General features: G+C 33.4%; 22 protein-coding genes. 7 read left to right on the top strand and 15 right to left on the bottom strand.

Going from position 1 to position 17,242, the window contains the following annotated elements; translation table 11 throughout:
* The first annotated feature begins 136 nt into the window (after nt 1-136).
* Both fabA and J3U16_RS08320 read left to right on the top strand, forming a co-directional pair.
* Nucleotides 137-658: a bifunctional 3-hydroxydecanoyl-ACP dehydratase/trans-2-decenoyl-ACP isomerase gene (gene fabA, locus J3U16_RS08325; RefSeq protein WP_065561925.1), complete on the top strand. Its 522-nt coding sequence runs from the start codon at nt 137-139 to the stop codon at nt 656-658.
* Nucleotides 659-756: 98 nt separating this feature from the next.
* The gene (locus tag J3U16_RS08320) at nt 757-1,227 is read left to right on the top strand and encodes a thermonuclease family protein (protein ID WP_065561926.1); all 471 of its coding nucleotides are present in this window, start codon (nt 757-759) and stop codon (nt 1,225-1,227) included.
* A 19-nt stretch (nt 1,228-1,246) separates the two neighbouring features.
* On the opposite strand, the gene J3U16_RS08315 is transcribed toward J3U16_RS08320, so the two are convergent.
* The 4 genes from J3U16_RS08315 to J3U16_RS08300 all read right to left on the bottom strand — a co-directional run bounded on the left by J3U16_RS08315 (nt 1,247) and on the right by J3U16_RS08300 (nt 4,090).
* The gene (locus J3U16_RS08315; protein ID WP_267330893.1) at nt 1,247-1,528 is read right to left on the bottom strand and encodes a DUF5339 domain-containing protein; all 282 of its coding nucleotides are present in this window, start codon (nt 1,526-1,528) and stop codon (nt 1,247-1,249) included.
* A 202-nt stretch (nt 1,529-1,730) separates the two neighbouring features.
* Nucleotides 1,731-1,940 carry a cold shock domain-containing protein gene (locus J3U16_RS08310; protein WP_034909833.1) on the bottom strand — a complete coding sequence of 70 codons (210 nt, stop codon included), beginning with the start codon at nt 1,938-1,940 and terminating at the stop codon, nt 1,731-1,733.
* Between the two features lie 293 nt (nt 1,941-2,233).
* Complete coding sequence (gene proC, locus J3U16_RS08305; RefSeq protein ID WP_267337532.1) at nt 2,234-3,043, bottom strand: pyrroline-5-carboxylate reductase; 810 nt, start codon at nt 3,041-3,043, stop codon at nt 2,234-2,236.
* Between the two features lie 108 nt (nt 3,044-3,151).
* Nucleotides 3,152-4,090, bottom strand: coding sequence for a type IV pilus twitching motility protein PilT (locus tag J3U16_RS08300; RefSeq protein ID WP_267330934.1), 939 nt, complete (start codon nt 4,088-4,090; stop codon nt 3,152-3,154).
* A gap of 36 nt (nt 4,091-4,126) precedes the next feature.
* On the opposite strand from J3U16_RS08300, the gene J3U16_RS08295 reads away from it, so the two are divergent.
* Both J3U16_RS08295 and J3U16_RS08290 read left to right on the top strand, forming a co-directional pair.
* Nucleotides 4,127-4,828, top strand: a complete 702-nt coding sequence (locus J3U16_RS08295; protein WP_267330891.1) for a YggS family pyridoxal phosphate-dependent enzyme — start codon at nt 4,127-4,129, stop codon at nt 4,826-4,828.
* 36 nt (nt 4,829-4,864) lie between these two features.
* The gene (locus tag J3U16_RS08290) at nt 4,865-5,422 is read left to right on the top strand and encodes a YggT family protein (RefSeq protein ID WP_065734558.1); all 558 of its coding nucleotides are present in this window, start codon (nt 4,865-4,867) and stop codon (nt 5,420-5,422) included.
* A 27-nt stretch (nt 5,423-5,449) separates the two neighbouring features.
* Here J3U16_RS08290 and J3U16_RS08285 read toward each other — a convergent pair whose 3' ends face one another.
* The 4 genes from J3U16_RS08285 to corA form a co-directional block, all read right to left on the bottom strand.
* A complete protein-coding gene (locus tag J3U16_RS08285) occupies nt 5,450-5,872 on the bottom strand; it encodes a YcgN family cysteine cluster protein (RefSeq protein WP_065561932.1) in 423 nt (140 codons plus the stop codon).
* Nucleotides 5,869-6,117, bottom strand: coding sequence for a YcgL domain-containing protein (locus tag J3U16_RS08280; protein WP_081299438.1), 249 nt, complete (start codon nt 6,115-6,117; stop codon nt 5,869-5,871). Before J3U16_RS08280 ends, J3U16_RS08285 begins: the two co-directional genes overlap by 4 nt.
* A gap of 22 nt (nt 6,118-6,139) precedes the next feature.
* Nucleotides 6,140-7,099 carry a glucokinase gene (locus J3U16_RS08275; RefSeq protein ID WP_065734559.1) on the bottom strand — a complete coding sequence of 320 codons (960 nt, stop codon included), beginning with the start codon at nt 7,097-7,099 and terminating at the stop codon, nt 6,140-6,142.
* Between the two features lie 187 nt (nt 7,100-7,286).
* Entirely contained in the window at nt 7,287-8,228 is a 942-nt protein-coding gene (gene corA / locus J3U16_RS08270) for a magnesium/cobalt transporter CorA (RefSeq protein WP_065734620.1), read from the bottom strand.
* Nucleotides 8,229-8,434: 206 nt separating this feature from the next.
* Here corA and ssb point away from each other — a divergent pair, with 206 nt between their 5' ends.
* On the top strand, nt 8,435-8,956 hold the full coding sequence (ssb, locus tag J3U16_RS08265) for a single-stranded DNA-binding protein (RefSeq protein WP_065734560.1): 522 nt from the start codon (nt 8,435-8,437) through the stop codon (nt 8,954-8,956).
* A 102-nt stretch (nt 8,957-9,058) separates the two neighbouring features.
* Here ssb and J3U16_RS08260 read toward each other — a convergent pair whose 3' ends face one another.
* Nucleotides 9,059-9,844, bottom strand: a complete 786-nt coding sequence (locus J3U16_RS08260; protein WP_267342861.1) for a helix-turn-helix domain-containing protein — start codon at nt 9,842-9,844, stop codon at nt 9,059-9,061.
* 124 nt (nt 9,845-9,968) lie between these two features.
* Between J3U16_RS08260 and J3U16_RS08255 the strand changes: the two genes are divergently transcribed.
* Both J3U16_RS08255 and J3U16_RS08250 read left to right on the top strand, forming a co-directional pair.
* Nucleotides 9,969-10,856, top strand: a complete 888-nt coding sequence (locus tag J3U16_RS08255) for a DMT family transporter (protein WP_267342859.1) — start codon at nt 9,969-9,971, stop codon at nt 10,854-10,856.
* A gap of 157 nt (nt 10,857-11,013) precedes the next feature.
* Nucleotides 11,014-11,607 (top strand): MarC family NAAT transporter, encoded by a 594-nt coding sequence (locus J3U16_RS08250; protein WP_416380751.1) that lies wholly within the window; start codon nt 11,014-11,016, stop codon nt 11,605-11,607.
* Between the two features lie 25 nt (nt 11,608-11,632).
* Here J3U16_RS08250 and J3U16_RS08245 read toward each other — a convergent pair whose 3' ends face one another.
* The 6 genes from J3U16_RS08245 to ihfB form a co-directional block, all read right to left on the bottom strand.
* Nucleotides 11,633-12,322 carry a DUF2461 domain-containing protein gene (locus J3U16_RS08245; RefSeq protein ID WP_416379955.1) on the bottom strand — a complete coding sequence of 230 codons (690 nt, stop codon included), beginning with the start codon at nt 12,320-12,322 and terminating at the stop codon, nt 11,633-11,635.
* Nucleotides 12,323-13,087, bottom strand: a complete 765-nt coding sequence (gene kdsB, locus J3U16_RS08240; RefSeq protein WP_267330885.1) for a 3-deoxy-manno-octulosonate cytidylyltransferase — start codon at nt 13,085-13,087, stop codon at nt 12,323-12,325.
* 20 nt (nt 13,088-13,107) lie between these two features.
* Nucleotides 13,108-13,287 (bottom strand): Trm112 family protein, encoded by a 180-nt coding sequence (locus tag J3U16_RS08235; protein ID WP_267330884.1) that lies wholly within the window; start codon nt 13,285-13,287, stop codon nt 13,108-13,110.
* Nucleotides 13,284-14,297, bottom strand: coding sequence for a tetraacyldisaccharide 4'-kinase (lpxK, locus tag J3U16_RS08230; RefSeq protein WP_267342857.1), 1,014 nt, complete (start codon nt 14,295-14,297; stop codon nt 13,284-13,286). Before lpxK ends, J3U16_RS08235 begins: the two co-directional genes overlap by 4 nt.
* Nucleotides 14,298-14,364: 67 nt before the next feature.
* A complete protein-coding gene (locus J3U16_RS08225; RefSeq protein ID WP_267330882.1) occupies nt 14,365-16,662 on the bottom strand; it encodes a DNA internalization-related competence protein ComEC/Rec2 in 2,298 nt (765 codons plus the stop codon).
* Nucleotides 16,663-16,861: 199 nt separating this feature from the next.
* Nucleotides 16,862-17,152 carry an integration host factor subunit beta gene (gene ihfB / locus J3U16_RS08220; RefSeq protein ID WP_065561940.1) on the bottom strand — a complete coding sequence of 97 codons (291 nt, stop codon included), beginning with the start codon at nt 17,150-17,152 and terminating at the stop codon, nt 16,862-16,864.
* Between the last annotated feature and the right edge of the window lie 90 nt (nt 17,153-17,242).

Genomic DNA, 17,242 nt, shown 5'->3' with positions numbered 1-17,242 from the left:
TTGAGACCAAAATTTCATTGATGCGATTAATGAAATAATCATGTAAAACTTTACAGCTTAGGTTAATTATTAGTTTTTTAATCAATAATGATTCTATAAGCAATTATGTAATGACAACAAAATAAAAGGTTTTTTTATGACATTTGAACGTAAATCTTCGTATGATAAAGCAGATCTAATTAAATCAGGTAATAGTGAATTATTTGGTCATGATGGACCGCCATTACCGTCTGATTTGATGCTAATGATGGATCGCGTTATTGAAATGAATGAAGACGGTGGTAGTTTCGGTAAAGGTTATGTTGAAGCTGAGTTTGATATTAATCCTGATTTATGGTTTTTTAAATGTCATTTCAAAAACGATCCGGTAATGCCTGGTTGTCTTGGTCTTGATGCTTTATGGCAATTAGTCGGTTTTTATTTAGGCTGGATTGGCGGTAAAGGTAAAGGCCGAGCGCTTGGTGTTGGTGAATTAAAATTAAAAGGTCAAATATTACCTAATAACAAAAAAGTGACTTATAAAATTAATTTTAAACGTGTTATTAATCGTAAATTAATCATGGGAATCGGCGATGGTGAAGTTTACGTTGATGGTAAATTAATTTATGAAGCAACTGATCTTAAAGTTGGTTTATTTAAAGACACGTCTGAATTTTAATTCAATATAATCTTACACTCCTTGCTCACTATTATTAATTACTGATAATTAGCAAGGAGTAGCTTTTTTTACGCTACTATTTTAAGAAACAATCCGTAATGTATTTTTTAAGAAAATCTCTCCTAATCCTCTTATTTGTTGTAATCGGTCAAGCACAAGCAGACTTTAATGGTAAAGTTGTAAAAGTAATTGATGGTGATACCGTTGATATATTAACAAATAAAAAAATTCGCGTCCGGTTACTCGATATTGATGCTCCAGAAAGACACCAAGCATATGGTAATGCATCAAGAAAATACTTAGCATCGTTGATTGCGGGTAAAACTGTTTATGTTAAAGAAAATAAAAAGGATATTTATCAACGGACATTAGGCGTCATCTATCTAAAACAAGTCAACATTAATGCTAAGATGGTGGAAAATGGCTTTGCGTGGGCTTACCGCTTCAAAGGCGTTGCTAGTAATAAGAATATGGTAAAGCTCGAATTAAAAGCTAAACAAAACAAAAAAGGACTATGGAAAGATAAACATCCAATAGCCCCTTGGGATTTTCGCTATCGTAAGAAATAATAGCGTCTAAACAATGACTTTATTTTTTAGCTGGGACTGAAGCTTCTAGTTGTTTTAATACTTCAGTTGCTTGTTTACAGCCTTCTTCTTGATTTGCAGTAGGCATTGCAGAAATTTGTTGTTTAGCTGTTTCTAAGTTTTGTTTGATCATGTCTGTTTGTTGTTTAGTAGCAGCATCATCAGGAATAGATTTAATAAAGCTATCAACTTTTTCAAAGTAAGTTTTGCAAGATTCTGATAACTCAGCCATAGCAACAGAAGATAAACCTAATAATGCAACAGATAATACTAATTTTTTCATTGTTTCTTTTCCTTAAAATTATAAATATTTAGAACATAAAAGTATGTTTATTACTGAATTACTTTGAAGGGATAATATAAGAATTGGTAAAGAAAGTCTATTAATTAAATGTAAAAAATCTTATCAATAATTAATACTGATAAGATAATATGAAAAATCTTATCAATAACCAATATCGATAAGATAATTTAAAAATTACAAATTAGATAATTGTAACATCAGCAGCAGCAGGGCCACGAGGACTATCTTGGATAGAGAACTCAACTTGTTGACCTTCGCCTAAAGTTTTAAATCCATCGCCAGAGATTGCAGAAAAATGAACAAACACATCTTTACTTCCATCAGCAGGTGAAATAAAACCAAAACCTTTACTTTCATTGAACCATTTAACTTGACCAGTTTTTTTAGACATAAAAATCTTCCTATAAATAAATTAATTACAGCCATCAAAGGCGAAACATTAGAACATAAAACCTAGACTACTTATTAACAAACAGAAGAGAAGACTGAAGAGAACTAATACAAATGTGATTAAAGTAAACTACAAACTGCATAAATCTAAATGTTACAAAATATATCTGCATGTAATATGCTGGTGACTATTAACTCATAAATAGATGACTAATACAAGCAATGATTTGCTATTATTTACAATTAAAAATGAAATGAACAATAACTATTTGTTATTGTTCATGTTAACAATCTTTAATTTTTTGACAAATCTTTGGATTTTTGAATTGAAGCCTCTACTGCGTCAATGATAGCTGCTCGAAAGCCTTTTTCCTCAAGTACTTGCACGCCTTCAATTGTAGTACCCGCTGGTGAACAAACCATATCTTTTAATTCACCTGGATGTTTTCCTGTCTCCAGCAATAATTTAGCTGAACCCATCACTGTTTGTGCCGCAAATTTGTAAGCTTGTTTTCTAGATAAGCCACCTTTAACTGCACCATCAGCCAATGCTTCAATGAACATAAATACAAATGCAGGAGAAGAGCCACTTGCCCCAACTACGGCATCAATTAAGTATTCAGGTACAACTTCTGTTTCACCAATACAATTTAATAAAGTTTCAACAATTGTTAATTCTTGATCAGTAATTTCTGTATTAGGTGTGATAGAACACATAGCGGCATTAACTAAAGCTGGAGTATTTGGCATAACTCTAACAATTTTTTGTTCATAGCCTACACATTGCGCAATAGTTTTAATCGTTACACCGGCGGCAATCGAGATGACAATAGTATCTTTTTTTAACTCTTTTTGAATATCATTTAATACATCCACAATAACATTGGGTTTAACTGCTATGAAAACAATATCTGATTCTCGTGCAACATCTTTTGCCGATCCTAAATTATTTATTGAATGCGTTTGATTAAGTGCTTGGCCCTTTTCGGGATGAGGATCATAAACGTAAATTTGCGTTCCCGGCACAATATTACTTGCTAAAATACCTTGTAAAATGGCATTACCCATATTACCAATACCGATAAGACCTATACGCTGTTCCATTTGTTTATACCTTTATGAATGAAATACTATAAAGATTATAAAATAAATTTTTGAATAAAACTTATAAAATTTACGAGTAAAAAGAAGACGAAATTTTTACTATTTAACTCAATCAATCATTAATTGCATACCAACTTGTTGACCTGTTTGCATTAATGATAATATCTGCCTTGTTTTACCTTCGTTGATCAAATTGCTGACGGCTGGGGTGTTGATCAGAACTTCAAAAATAGCTTTTCGACTTTGTTTATAAGGTATTAATTTTTGACAGACTATCGCTTTTAAACTATTTGATAGCTGAGTGCGAATTAATGCACGTGTCCCCTCTTCAAAGACATCAATAATACGGTTGATTGTCTGTATTGCGGTACGAGTGTGCAATGTTGCAAGAACTAAATGGCCGGTTTCAGCAATAGTTAATGCAGCTTGAATGGTCTGTTTATTGCGTAATTCACCCAATAAAATGATATCTGGATCTTGCCTTAATAAACTATCAATTGCATCACCAAAATGGTTAATTTCGCGTTGTTGGATAAGTGATTTATCACTTTGATAAATGAACTCAATAGGGTCTTCTAATGTGATAATATGTTTAGCTAACGTCTGATTTATATGATCAATTAATGCAGCTAAAGTTGTTGATTTTCCGCTACCTGTTGCGCCAGTAACTAAGATAATTCCAGATTCTGCTTTTGCTAATTCATTTAGTACATCAGGTGCCTGAATATCAGTTAAGCTTGGTATTTTTTGCTTAATAATTCGAAATACGGCTGAAATACCACGTTTTTGATAAAAAATATTTACCCTAAAACGGCCTATATCTTCAAGATGATAACCAAAATCAATTTGTTGATGCTGTTGTAATAGCCCCTTTTGATCGTCATTTAATAGATTAAATAAATCAATTTCAAGTTTGTGTGGCGATAATTTATCTTGCGCAATAGGTTTTAGCTCACCATTAATACGAATCCACGGTTTTTCACCACTAGAAAGATGCAAATCAGAAGCTTTTTGCGTTACACTAAAAGCCAACATTGAATTTATCATTTTCACTCACTATCCATTAGTTTATTGGGAATTAATATGAATACAGTACATGACAATTTAATCAAGATTAAAAATGAAATACATAAAATTGCCTTAGATTGCGATCGAAATCCCAATACAATTGAACTTATTGCAGTAAGTAAAACCAAGCCGGTCACATTAATCGCTCAAGCAATTGATGTAGGCCAATTAGCCTTTGGTGAAAATTATGTTCAAGAAGGTGTTGAAAAGATTGCTTACTTTAATAAAAATATGCCGAATACCCCGATTACTTGGCATTTTATCGGGCCATTGCAATCAAATAAAACTAAGCTAGTAGCTGAAAATTTTGATTGGATGCACACCATTGAACGTTTCAAAATTGCTCAGCGTTTAAATGATCAGCGACCTACAGATATGGATAAGCTAAATGTTCTTATTCAGGTAAATATTAGTAATGAAGAGAGTAAATCTGGAATTGCAGTAGATGAAGTCGCCGATTTAGTTAAGCAGATAATTACATTACCTAATTTAAGGTTACGTGGCCTTATGGCCATCCCCGAGATAGAAAATGATTACGCTAAACAACTTGAGGTATTTGAACAGATGACTCAGCTTTTAGAATCATTGAAAACGGATTATCCTTTTTTAGATACATTATCAATGGGCATGTCAGGCGATATGAAAGCAGCTATTGTTGCAGGCAGTACAATGGTTCGCATTGGTAGTGCAATCTTTGGTGCACGGCAATATGTGTGATATATTGCAGATCATTTTAGATTTTAGGAGTATTAAATGATTTCGTTAATCTTCTTAGGAAGGGCTATTTTCACTATTTGCTTATACATACTTATTCTACGTTTGTGGATGCAGTATGCGCGAGTAAATTTTCATAATCCCTTTACTCAATTTATTGTTCGTATTACCCAACCGATTATTGGTCCAATGCGAAAACTTATTCCATCTATTGGTCGTATCGACACGGCGACATGGATTCTTTTTTATGCAGTTGCATTACTAAAAATTATGTTTATTTTCCGTTTTGAGGGATATAACGCACCGTTGTTTAGCCCTTATTACCTATTATTCGCCTTGGCTGCAATGGCTCATGCGATTGGACACCTCATTTTTTGGTTATTATTATTTAGAGCTATTTTAAGTTGGGTTAGTCGTGGACAATCTTATACTGATGAATTACTTGCTCAATTAACAGAACCACTTATTGCACCTATTCGGCGCATTATACCGCCATTAGGTATGATTGATATTTCATTTATGATATTTGTTTTTATATTAATGTTTTTAAACTTATTAGCTGTCGATTTTCTTGGAAATTTATGGCTTATACTATAAAAATAAAAGAGAGCCTAGGCTCTCTTTTTAAATAATATGATCTTCCCAACAAATCACATCTTTTTCATACACAATTCGATTTTTGACTGATATTTTTAATTTGTGCATTAACTTTTTATTTCCAACAATTAATGGATGCCATTGCGGTAACTGCCCTGTTTCTGAAAAATAACGATAAGCGCAAGTTGCTGGCAACCACTCAATTGTCAGTAAATTTTCTCTTGTTAGCTTGATGCAATCAGGCTCATATTTAAAACGGTTGTGGTAATGTCTGCACTGGCAGGTATTTGAATCAAGCAAATTACATGCAACATTGGTATACAGTATTTCGTCAGTATCCTCGTCCTGTAATTTATTTAGGCAACATTGGCCACAACCATCGCATAGTTGTTCCCACTCGTCATCACTCATTTGATCTAAAGTTTTATATTCCCAAAATGGTTCAATCATACTTTAAAATCGTCTTCATTTAACATTTGTAAGAAAAATCCATCCGCTTTAATTTTTTCCTCAATTTCCTGTGCTGTTCCTACCACAAAACGCCGTTTACCATCGAGTAAGACTTTCATGACAAAAGCTGGCGTGCCAAAAATTGACATAATTTTTTCAGGAATTGGAGAGAAATCGTTCTCTTTTTCCATATAGAGATAACAATTTTCTTTTTTTGTGCTTCTATAAATATAACACCACATCATAAACTAAAATCCTATTTCTCAATTATCTCAGGCTATTTTGCAAATAGACACCTGCACCAAATAATCCCGGATCTTTATGAGTAATCACATAAACAGGAATTTTTTTAACTAAATAAGACATACGACCTTTATGTTCAAATGCTTCTCTAAATGGTGATGATTTAAAAAATTCTATAAATCTAGGCACAATACCGCCAGCAATATACACACCGCCTTGAGTATTAAGTGTTAAGGCTAAATTACCCCCAAATCGCCCCATAAAAGTACAAAAATGAGTTAATGTTTCTGAGCAAATTGGGCAACTATTTGATAATGCTTTATTCACAATAATATCTGGGGTGATATCTTCAACTGGTTGATTATTGATCTGTAACAAAGCTTGATAGATATTAACGATACCATTACCCGATAAAAAACGCTCTGAAGAAACTCGACCAAATTTTTTTCTTAACTGAGCTAAAATTCGATCTTCTTGTTCATTAACCATAGGTAATTCTGTATGACCACCCTCGCCTGATAGGCTAATCCAATGACCATTAACTTTAACTAAATGAGAAACCCCTAACCCCGTTCCGGCACCATAGATTGCTATTGGATAATCAAGATTCGGCTCCTCACCACCAATTTTAACCACATCTTGCGCGGATAATTGAGGAATAGATGTTGAAACTGCAGTAAAGTCATTAATTACTTCTAACTTAGTTAGTTTAAGTTCTTTGATAAGTTCTGAACGAGAAAACGACAAATTATTATTAGTCATTTCAATCAAATCACTTTCATTGATTGGGCAAGCTATGGCAATGCAAGCCATATCCACTGTTACCGCTTGGGATTTCAAATAGTTTTTAATTAATTCAAGTAGTACATCATCTTTTGAAATGAGGATTTTAGTTATTGCGGATAATTCATTAGTTGCTAAATCATAAAGTGCAAAACGAGCGTTGGTTCCACCAATGTCGGTAACTAGTGCATATTGACTCATGTTATTCCCTTTTTCTAAAAATAAAATCTTTCTATATGAACAATAGTTCAATAAATATTAAAAATAAAACTGGCAATATTATGGACTATTTATAATGATTTAACTAGATTGCTTTAACAGAATTTACTATTACCGCTAACAAAATTGTTAGCGGGTAATTTTTAAAAAGTTGAAAGGAAAATAACCACTAAAGCCATTTTTTGAGTTTAAAGTAAATGTAAGGAGCGACCCCTGCTATTAACATCAACAATAAAGATAATGGATATCCATATTCCCATTTTAACTCAGGCATATTTTCAAAGTTCATACCATATGCTGATGCAACTACTGTTGGCGGTAAAAATACCACAGAAACAACCGAGAAAATCTTAATTATTCTGCTTTGTTCAATATTTATAAAGCTAGTAGCTGCTTGCATTAAAAAGTTAACCTTTTGGAATAATGACTCATTATGGGGTACCAATGATTCAATATCTCGAATAACTTCTCTCGCTTGTTCTAACTGTTCAACAGGCATCTTAGCACGACGAACTAAATAGTTAACCGCACGCTGACTATCCATTAAACAGAGGCGTACTTTCCACGCCGTATCTTCGAGCTCAGCTAAGGAAGTAATCGCTTCATCATAATGCTCTTGAGCGGAACGATCCATAATAATTAAGCTCAATTCTTCTAGCTCACTATAGATATTTTCAATTTGATCGGCTAATTGTTCAACTTTAACTTCAAATAAATCTAATAAAACTTCATACGGATTTCCATCATTCATTCCCTGATAACGAGAACGCATTCGGTATAGTCGAAACGCAGGTAAATCGCGTTCACGCAATGTAAATAAACGTCCATTATGCACGGTAAAAGCGACGGTAGAGTTACCGGCGCGATCTTCTGCATCTTCATAAAAAAAGAAGGAGTGAACATGTAGTCCTTCATTATCTTCGAAAAAACGAGCTGATGCTTCAATATCGTCTAATTCGATACTTGTTGCTAAATTTTGACCTAAATTGGTCAGGATGAATTCACGATCAGCTTCTTCCGGCTCGATCAAGTCAATCCAAGTCGCATTCTTTATATCGCCTTCATTAATTTTTACTAATTGTTTGTTTTTTAATCCAAACGCATTAATCATAAGGCCTCCAGCAGAAAAATGTTTAAGATATGAAATGGGTGGCATTATACTCGTTATAGCCAAAAATTCCTATGTCTAAGCCAATCTTTCTGAATTTTTAAAATTTGGATACAAACTTCCAAATTTAAATTAAATTCGGTGATGTTATTTCAGTCTCATGTTACAATAGCTCAATTATATATCTATGCAATTGTTAGGAGTTTATAATGGCAACCCGAGGAATTAATAAAGTCATTTTAGTTGGTAATTTAGGTCAAGATCCAGAAGTACGTGTCATGTCAACTGGTAATACTGTCGCAAATTTTAATGTTGCTACATCAGAAACTTGGAAAGACAAGCAAACTGGCGAAAATCGAGAAAAAACAGAATGGCATCGAATTGTCGTATTTGGTAAATTAGCTGAAATTACGGGTGAATACATTAAAAAAGGAACACTCGTTTATATTGAAGGGCAACTACAAACTCGTAAATGGCAAGACCAATCAGGTCAAGATCGTTACACTACAGAAGTTGTTATCAACCCTATTGGTGGTGTATTGCAAATTTTAGGTAACCGCCCTAATAATGACTCTTACAATGAAGGTTCAAAAAGTTGGGGACAAAGTGCAAATAATACATCCTCTGCGCCAACTACTCCTGCAGCATCTCGTGCTTCATCAACTGCACCAGCAAGTCAACCAGCTATGCCAGAACCACCAATGGATTTCGATGACGATATTCCATTTTAATCGTTATTTATTCAATTCATTATTATATAGGCGTATAAATTACGCCTTTTTCAAATTGCATTTTTTTACATCGTCTTTTAAAATAACACCCACCTATTGTGACTAGTTTTTCTTATAGCCGGTATTAGAACGATAAAGCTCTGGCGTAACACCTGAAATATTTTTAAACATAGTAATAAAAGCCGATACTGAACTATAACCAACAGAAAACGCGATGTCTTGTATCGATTTTCCTTGTTCTAAAAGCGAAATGCTATATAAAAACCGTAGTCGCTGTCGCCACATACTAAATGACATACCTAATTCTTGCTGGCAACGCCTTGCAAGAGTTCGTTCTGTACTAAAAACTTTTTTAGCCCATTGTGCCAGTGTCTTATTATCAGCAGGATTACGTTCCAACTCATTTAAAATCGGGGCTAAGTATTTATCTTTAGTATTGGGTAGATACATATTATGGTAAGGTTCTGCTGAAATCTGATCAATCAATACTTGCCCTAACCTCAAATCTTGCTCACTTTCTGGTTGTACAATATTTCGGTCAAAAAAGGAATCAATAATAGCTTGGCTAAGCTTACTCAAGTTAAGCAAACAAGTATTTTTAGGCATCGCTTGATAACTATTAATATTAATTGTACGAAACCATGCAAATTTTTTATTAAAACAAGCATGTTCGGTATAAGGTGGAATCCATAATGCGAAACCCGATGGCGCCAAATAACGTTGATCTTTAACCGTTAAAACAAAAATTCCTGACTTTACACAAATAACCTGTCCCCAAGGATGATGATGTGATGAATATTCAGTATCAGCATTGAACGATTCATGATGGAAAAAGAGTAATGGTTTTAGATTAGAAGTAGTTAAAATTGATTGTTTTTTGACATTCATAAATAGTTAAATAGAATAAATTTTGTCTTATATTAGATCATTTTGTCTGATTAAAGAAATATTTATTAAATAAGACAAGATAAACTAGATTTATTTTTCTACTCGTTGATTTATCAAAAAATATATGGCTTATTTATACCCATTTATTGCAGTATTTATTTGGGCAGGCAATGCCGCTATCAATAAATTATCTGTTGGCGTGATTGATCCGGCAGTTATCTCATTTTATCGCTGGCTTCTCGCTCTCATTTTATTAACCCCATTTTTGCTAAAAGGTATTACTAAAAATTTACAGCAAATTTACCCACATGTTTTTAAATTAATGGTGCTAGGTCTACTTGGTATGGCTTCATATCAATGCCTGGCTTATTATGCTGCTGCAACTATTAGTGTATTAACTATGGGAATTATTATGTCAATAATTCCATTATTAACCATTATATTAAGCCTATTTATTTTAAAAGTAATACCCACCCAAGGAGTGCTAATTGGTAGTATTTTATCTTTCATGGGATTAATTTGGCTGATTAGTGGAGGTCATCCGTTACTCAAACTTGGTATTGGTAAAGGCGAGATAATGATGTTATTGGCGGCACTATCTTATGCACTTTATGGTGTGTTAACTAAAAAATGGATTATGCCTATAACCAATTGGCAGTCAGTTTATGTCCAAATTATTTTTGGTACATTAGCTTTATTACCCGGTTTTTTATTAAGCAATAATATAACTATAAATTCGGATAATGTTTGGTTGGTCCTTTACGCAGGCATTCCAGCTTCTATAATTGCACCATTTGTTTGGATAATGGGTATAAAAAAACTCGGCGCAAATAAAACTGCCCTCTTCTTAAATTTAACTCCATTTATTACCGCTATAATCTCAATAATATTTTTGCATGAAACACTCTATAGCTACCATATAATTGGTGGAGGTATGTCAATAATTGGCGTGATATTAGCTCAAAACCTAAAATCACCATTATTTAAAAAAGCATCTAATGAAAGTGATTAATTAAGCCGTGTTTAGCAACGATGATATCAATTATCAACTGCTGGTTGATGTATCTTTTTTTTATATTTCATATATACCTAATTAAAACTATTATTATGATTTAGATTCATTTTATTCTGGAAATTATACAAACTGTTGGTTTGATTCTGTTTATACCATTCCATTGACTACCGTTGTATTACTATTAGGTCTATCAGGCGATATGACCAATGAAGATTACCAATCAAAAATGACTTGTATTTATGTCTTTATTATTATGAGTGTGTCGTTTTATTGTGGCCAATTAGTAATGAGTAGATTTGGCATCTCTATTTCTGGATTACGTATCGCTGGCGGAATGATTGTTGGTATCATTGGTTTTAGAATGCTATTTCCTCAACAACCCTCTCACAAAACGTTAGAAGCTGATGAGAAGAAAAAAGAAATTTCAAATAATATTGCATTTGTTCCCCTAGCTATGCCAAGCACCGCTGGCCCAGGAACCATTGCGATGATTATCAGTATGTCTTCAACTGTGAAAAGTGGTGGGTATAACGTATCAACTTGGGTAGTTTATGCATCATCTATTCCATTACTATTATGTATTATTTTATGGTTCTGTATGCGTAACGCAGGCAGCATAATGCGGTTTATGGGAAAAAGTGGCATTGAAGCCACTTCAAAAATTATGGGCTTTTTATTAGTTTGTGTGGGTACACAGTTTATTATAAATGGTGTTAAAGAATTAATTTTAAGCTTTCAAAATATTTGAGGAGCGCTATTTTTTAATATCTATTTTACAGATTTGGAATGTTTTTAATCATTTCAACCCGCATTAAATAATCATATAGTGGTAATAGTTGTTTAAAACCTTTAGCAAGTTTATCCGCTAAGTTACCATCTAATACATCTTCAATATGATTATTGGTTACCATCACGGCAAGATTTTTTCGGTTATACCATGTCGATATTTTTTCATCTTTGATTAAAGGTCTTTTGTAAGACTCACCAACTAATTCAAATGGCTTTTTAACACATCGAATAACTTTTAGAAATTTTTCGGTATCATTTAAAATTTCTTCACGAAATATATCCATAGTCTGTTTCGATGCACAATAATAACCTAATCCATAACGATAACAATCTGGACTGATTTCAAAAAAATAGGCTGGCGCCTCTTTCCAATCACGATTTGGGCGTTTGAAAGTTAACCATAGTCGACTACGATATAACGATTTGTCTTTTGAGAATCGAGTATCACGATGAATACGAGATATGGTTTTACCAATAGCGGGACGCGTTTCAAACCACTCATCAATTTTTAGCATAGCTGGCGTTAACTGCTCAACTAATAATCTAAAAGGTTTTACTAAATCATTATCATAAATAGCTCGGTGCTCATCAAACCAAGCCTTACTATTATTAATCCATGCATCTTGTAAAAAGTTTAATCCTGCCTGAGTAAAACCTGTAAACGTTGCCATCATCTACTCCTTAAATAATGTTCTTACTTTTTCTAAATCTTCTTGAGTATCGACACCAATTGCTGGAGGTTGTTTAGCTACAGCGACATGAATTTTTTCACCATACCAAAGTACACGCAGTTGTTCTAGCATTTCAATTGACTCTAATGCCGAAGGTGCCCATTTTATATACTGCCTAATAAAACCAGCTCGATAAGCATAAATTCCTATATGACGTAAATAAAAATCGCCAATTTGATCTACCTTACCTTGCTCATTTAAATTAGCAAAACGGTCTCGCTCCCAAGGAATAGTCGCTCTTGAAAAATAAAGTGCATAACCATCTTTATCTGTCACGACTTTTACTGCTCCCGTATTGAACGCCTCTTCAACGCTATCAATAGGAACAGCTAACGTTGCCATGCCAGTTTTGAATTTCACTAGATTTTCGGCTACCTGATCAATAATAATTGGGGGAATCAAAGGCTCATCACCTTGAACATTAACGATAACTTCATCATCAGCAAATTTGTAACTATCAATTACTTCCGCTAACCGTTCTGTACCGGAATTATGCTTATCGCTAGTGAGAATTACTTCACCATTATAGCTTTTGACTACATCAAATACTTGTTGGTTATCCGTTGCAATGATTACTCGATTAGCTGACGATTTTTTAGCCTGCTCCATAACTCGAATTATCATTGGTTTGCCATGAATATCTGCAAGCGGTTTTCCTGGCAAACGACTTGAAGCATATCTTGCAGGAATAATTACCGTAAAACTCATAAAATTACCTCTAAACTTTTTTATTCTTTATCACAATGAGATCGAACTAATTGCTTTGCTTCGCTTGCTAATAAAACCGGAATACCATCTTTAATCGGGTAAACCAGCCGATCTTTTTGGCAAATTAATTGTTGATTTTGCTTATCATACTCCAATTGACCATGGCATATAGGACAAGCAATAGCGCTTAATAGAATCATTTTTTTTCTCTTAGTGATTTTTTTTCTTCTAACAGTGAATAAATCTTTTCAATAGCTTGATTTGGTATTACTGCATCAATGGGTAAATACCACCAGTTAGGTAATGCAAATTGACGACATTTTACTGCATCTTTTTCAGTCATTAAAAGTGTTTGATTATTTTCCACTACTTTTTCTAATAACGGAAGCGTAAAATTTTGGTGATCAGCAAAAGATTCTGTATGAACTAAATCAGCTTTCATTTTAATTAGCATATCAAAAAAACGCTTTGGATTACTGATACCTGCAATTGCACAAATATGATGAAGTGATGACAATTCACATTGTTGGTTAGTTAAGAGATTTACTACATGACCAGGTAATAATTGCATGGTGAAGGTTTTATCTGGAAATTGATTTACTATATCACCTGTACTATCGCCATTGATAATAATTAAATCAACCGATTTTAATCTTTCTCTTCTTTCTCGCATAGGTCCAGCCGGTATCCACCAACCATTACCAAATTGGCGTTTCCCATCTACCACAACAATTTCAATATCACGAGCTAACGCATAATGCTGTAGACCATCATCGGTTAAAATCACATCCAATTTATAAGATTCTAATAACGCTTTAACTGCGTCAACTCGTTTTGGCGCGACTGCTACCGGTATATGGGTTCGCTGAAAAATTAATACAGGCTCGTCACCAGCTTGTTCAGTTCCAGTATGTTCATCTAAGATTAATGGATAGTGATCAGATTTTCCACCATAACCTCGCGAAACTAATCCTACTTTTAGCCCTTTAGATTTCAACGCCTCAATTAAACTAATGGCAAGTGGCGTTTTACCATTACCACCCGCCGATAAATTTCCAATAACAATAACTGGAACAGGAGACTGCCATGATTTTAATACACCAAGTTTGTATAGTTGACGACGAACGGAAGCAATAAATCCATATAATAATGAAAATGGCAGTAGCAACCAAAATGATTTATTTTTACCATACCACAGTTTTTCAATCATCATATCGCCTGCTATTTTCAATCATTTTTAAACCTTTAGTGACCCTATTTAAAGTACTTCCCTTATTTTACTCATAAAACGGTAAACTACCAAACCAATCATGATACCATCTTGGATTTGTGTCATGTCGCAACGTTTTTTGCTGCCATGAAGTAGGATAAAAAAACAGACTTATTTGCCCCTCTCTTCCTGTAACAAAATAATTAATATTTAACTCTTTATAACGAGCAGTGATTTTATTTGAAGGGAGTTGCCAAGGGTTATAACGTGAGGTTGAAGTTAATGCATTAACTGGATTAACATAGTTTAAAAATGGATAACTTGACGAAGTATTACTACCATGATGTGGAGTTTGTAATATTGTTGAAGATAGATTTTTCTTATATTGCATAACTAAATCATACTCTTGCCTTCGTTCTAAATCACCGGTTAACAGCACTGAAAATCGACCATCAGTAAGTTGTATTACACACGAATCAGCATTTTCCGTGTTATCAACTAATTTAGTCGGCCATAGCACTTTAAGATTTAAGTGCTTCCAATAAAAATTATGCTTGGCTAAGCAATTATAATCATTGCGTAAATTTAAAGATGAACTCATAAGCCAGGCATTGGGATAACGTTGTTGTAAATAGGATAATCCTCCAATATGATCATTGTGACTATGGCTAATAATAATTCCTTCAAGCTGGAGGTTATGCCATTGCAGAAAAGGAGTAATAATTTGCTCTGCTGCTGAGCTGTTTTCCCATTTTGCACCCGTATCATATAAAATAGCTGATTGACCATTGTGAATTACAATAGCAAGACCATGCCCAACATCTAGCATATCCATTCGCCAAAGATAATCTGGTTGTTTATAGAAAGGAGAAAAAGCCAGCGTCAAAATAATGAAAAGTGTAAAACTAAACCTTCGCCAAACTGCTGCTCTTATTATTATAAAGGCTAACCAACCAATAAAGCTTAGAAAGTAAAAATCCATTGAGATAGTTAACCACATATAATTTAGACAATCTAAACAATGAAATAACCATTCAAGCGAATATTGGGCAACAAACCAAAACCATAAAGCAAGATAAAAACAGTTGATTAAACTAAATACTAGTCCCAGTAAAATTGCTGGGAAAGTAATTAGAGAGATAATAGGAATAGCAATCAAGTTAGCAACCAGTGAAACAACGCTTATACCATGAAAAACATACAATTGGATTGGTAGAAGTAATAGTGTCAAACCAAATTGTAAATGTAATAATCTAAATAAATACCACCGTTTTTTATTTTTCATCGCGTTAGGTAGTGGTAACCAATCAAACAAAAAAATTAAACTAACAACAGCATAGCAAGACAACCAAAAACTTTCGGACAATATCATTAACGGATCAATAATTAATAGTAATGCAATAATACGATTAACTTTTTGCCATGCACTTATTTGATTATTCTTATAACGCAAATATATCCAAATCGATAAAGCAAAAATCGCTCGTAATGCTGGTGGATTAAAGCCGGTTAACCACGTATAACCAATACTGCACAACCAACCTACTATAATCGGTAGGAAGAAATAAATATAACGTTGTGGTAAGCAAAAAACGAATCCTTTAGTTATTCCAAAGCAAATATAAAAGACTAATAGAATATGCATTCCAGAAATAGCCATTAAGTGAGCAACACCTGTTTGCATCATTGTTATTCGATTATGAGTTTCAAGTTGTGAGCGATCACCAAAACCAAGTGCTAATAAAATATCTCGATAACTAAATAAATTAATATAAGGTAGGCATTTATCTGCAATGAGTTGTCGAAAATTAGATTTATCCTCGATTAGAACTGATTTGATGACTTTGGCTTTTAATAAAGATTTATTGGCTATCGCAAATCGTTGTTTATCAAATCCTCCTTCATTTAAATAACTATGGACTACTTTAGTTTTTATGGTTAATTGCCATATTTGTCCAGCTTTTATTAATTCGGGTTGTTCCCAAAGGATAATGATGGGTATGGGTGAAGGCAAAGATTGATCTGAAATATTGGTAATTGAAAATTTTACATAATGGGGAGTCATGGTTTGAATTTTAGCAGGAGCCTGTGTATTAATACTTTCAACTTTTGCCGTTATTGCTAATGTTTGGTCAATATAAGGTTCAATTGAATTGAGATATTGCTTTGCTATAGCGGTCGACCAGAGAAAGCTTAATCCAAGGATGATGATAAAAGTAAAATAACGTTGAAATTTAGCCGCTAAAAGAATCAGTATAAAAGCTAAAATATACCAATCTTGATCATTGGGTAACGATGGTAAAAAAATTAATGGAATACTACCTAATGAAATTGCTATTGCCATTAAATCTATTGAACACCGCATCAACTTCTACTTCTTATATTGACTAAACAGCCAATCTAACATGCTCAGACTTTTTTGAAGTTAATTTATAATTAATATTAGATCTCTATTCCAATTTACAGATAACTCTTTCACTTTTTATATTAAAGAAAATGATTTATTCAATAACAAAAAAGCCTTTGATTTTACTCAAAGGCTTTTTTTAATTAACTAAATTTAATTATGCTTTAGCTGCATTATTTACGCGTTCACGTAGCTCTTTCCCTGGTTTGAAATGAGGAATATATTTGTGTTTAACTTCAACATTTCCACCTGTTCTAGGATTTCTTGCTTTACGTGGAGCACGATAATTTAAGCTGAAACTACCAAAACCGCGGATTTCCACACGATCGTTAGTCTCCATCGCTAATGCGATTTGCTCAATAATATCTCTAACAGCATCATCAACCAGTTGCACAGGAAGGTGTGCCCGCCAGTTGACTATTTTTTCAGCTAAATCGGATCTGTTCATGGTCACTCCTAATTTAATTTATGTAGTATATAATTTATTCATTTTATACCACAAAAGAAAAAGAGGGCAAGCCCTCTTTACTCTTTCAAT

Origin of the sequence: Gilliamella sp. B3023, from assembly GCF_026536845.1 — a bacterium.
GTDB lineage: Bacteria > Pseudomonadota > Gammaproteobacteria > Enterobacterales > Orbaceae > Gilliamella > Gilliamella apicola_E.
Note: the sequence above shows the minus strand (reverse complement) of the source record. Positions and strands in the feature narration are given on the sequence as shown.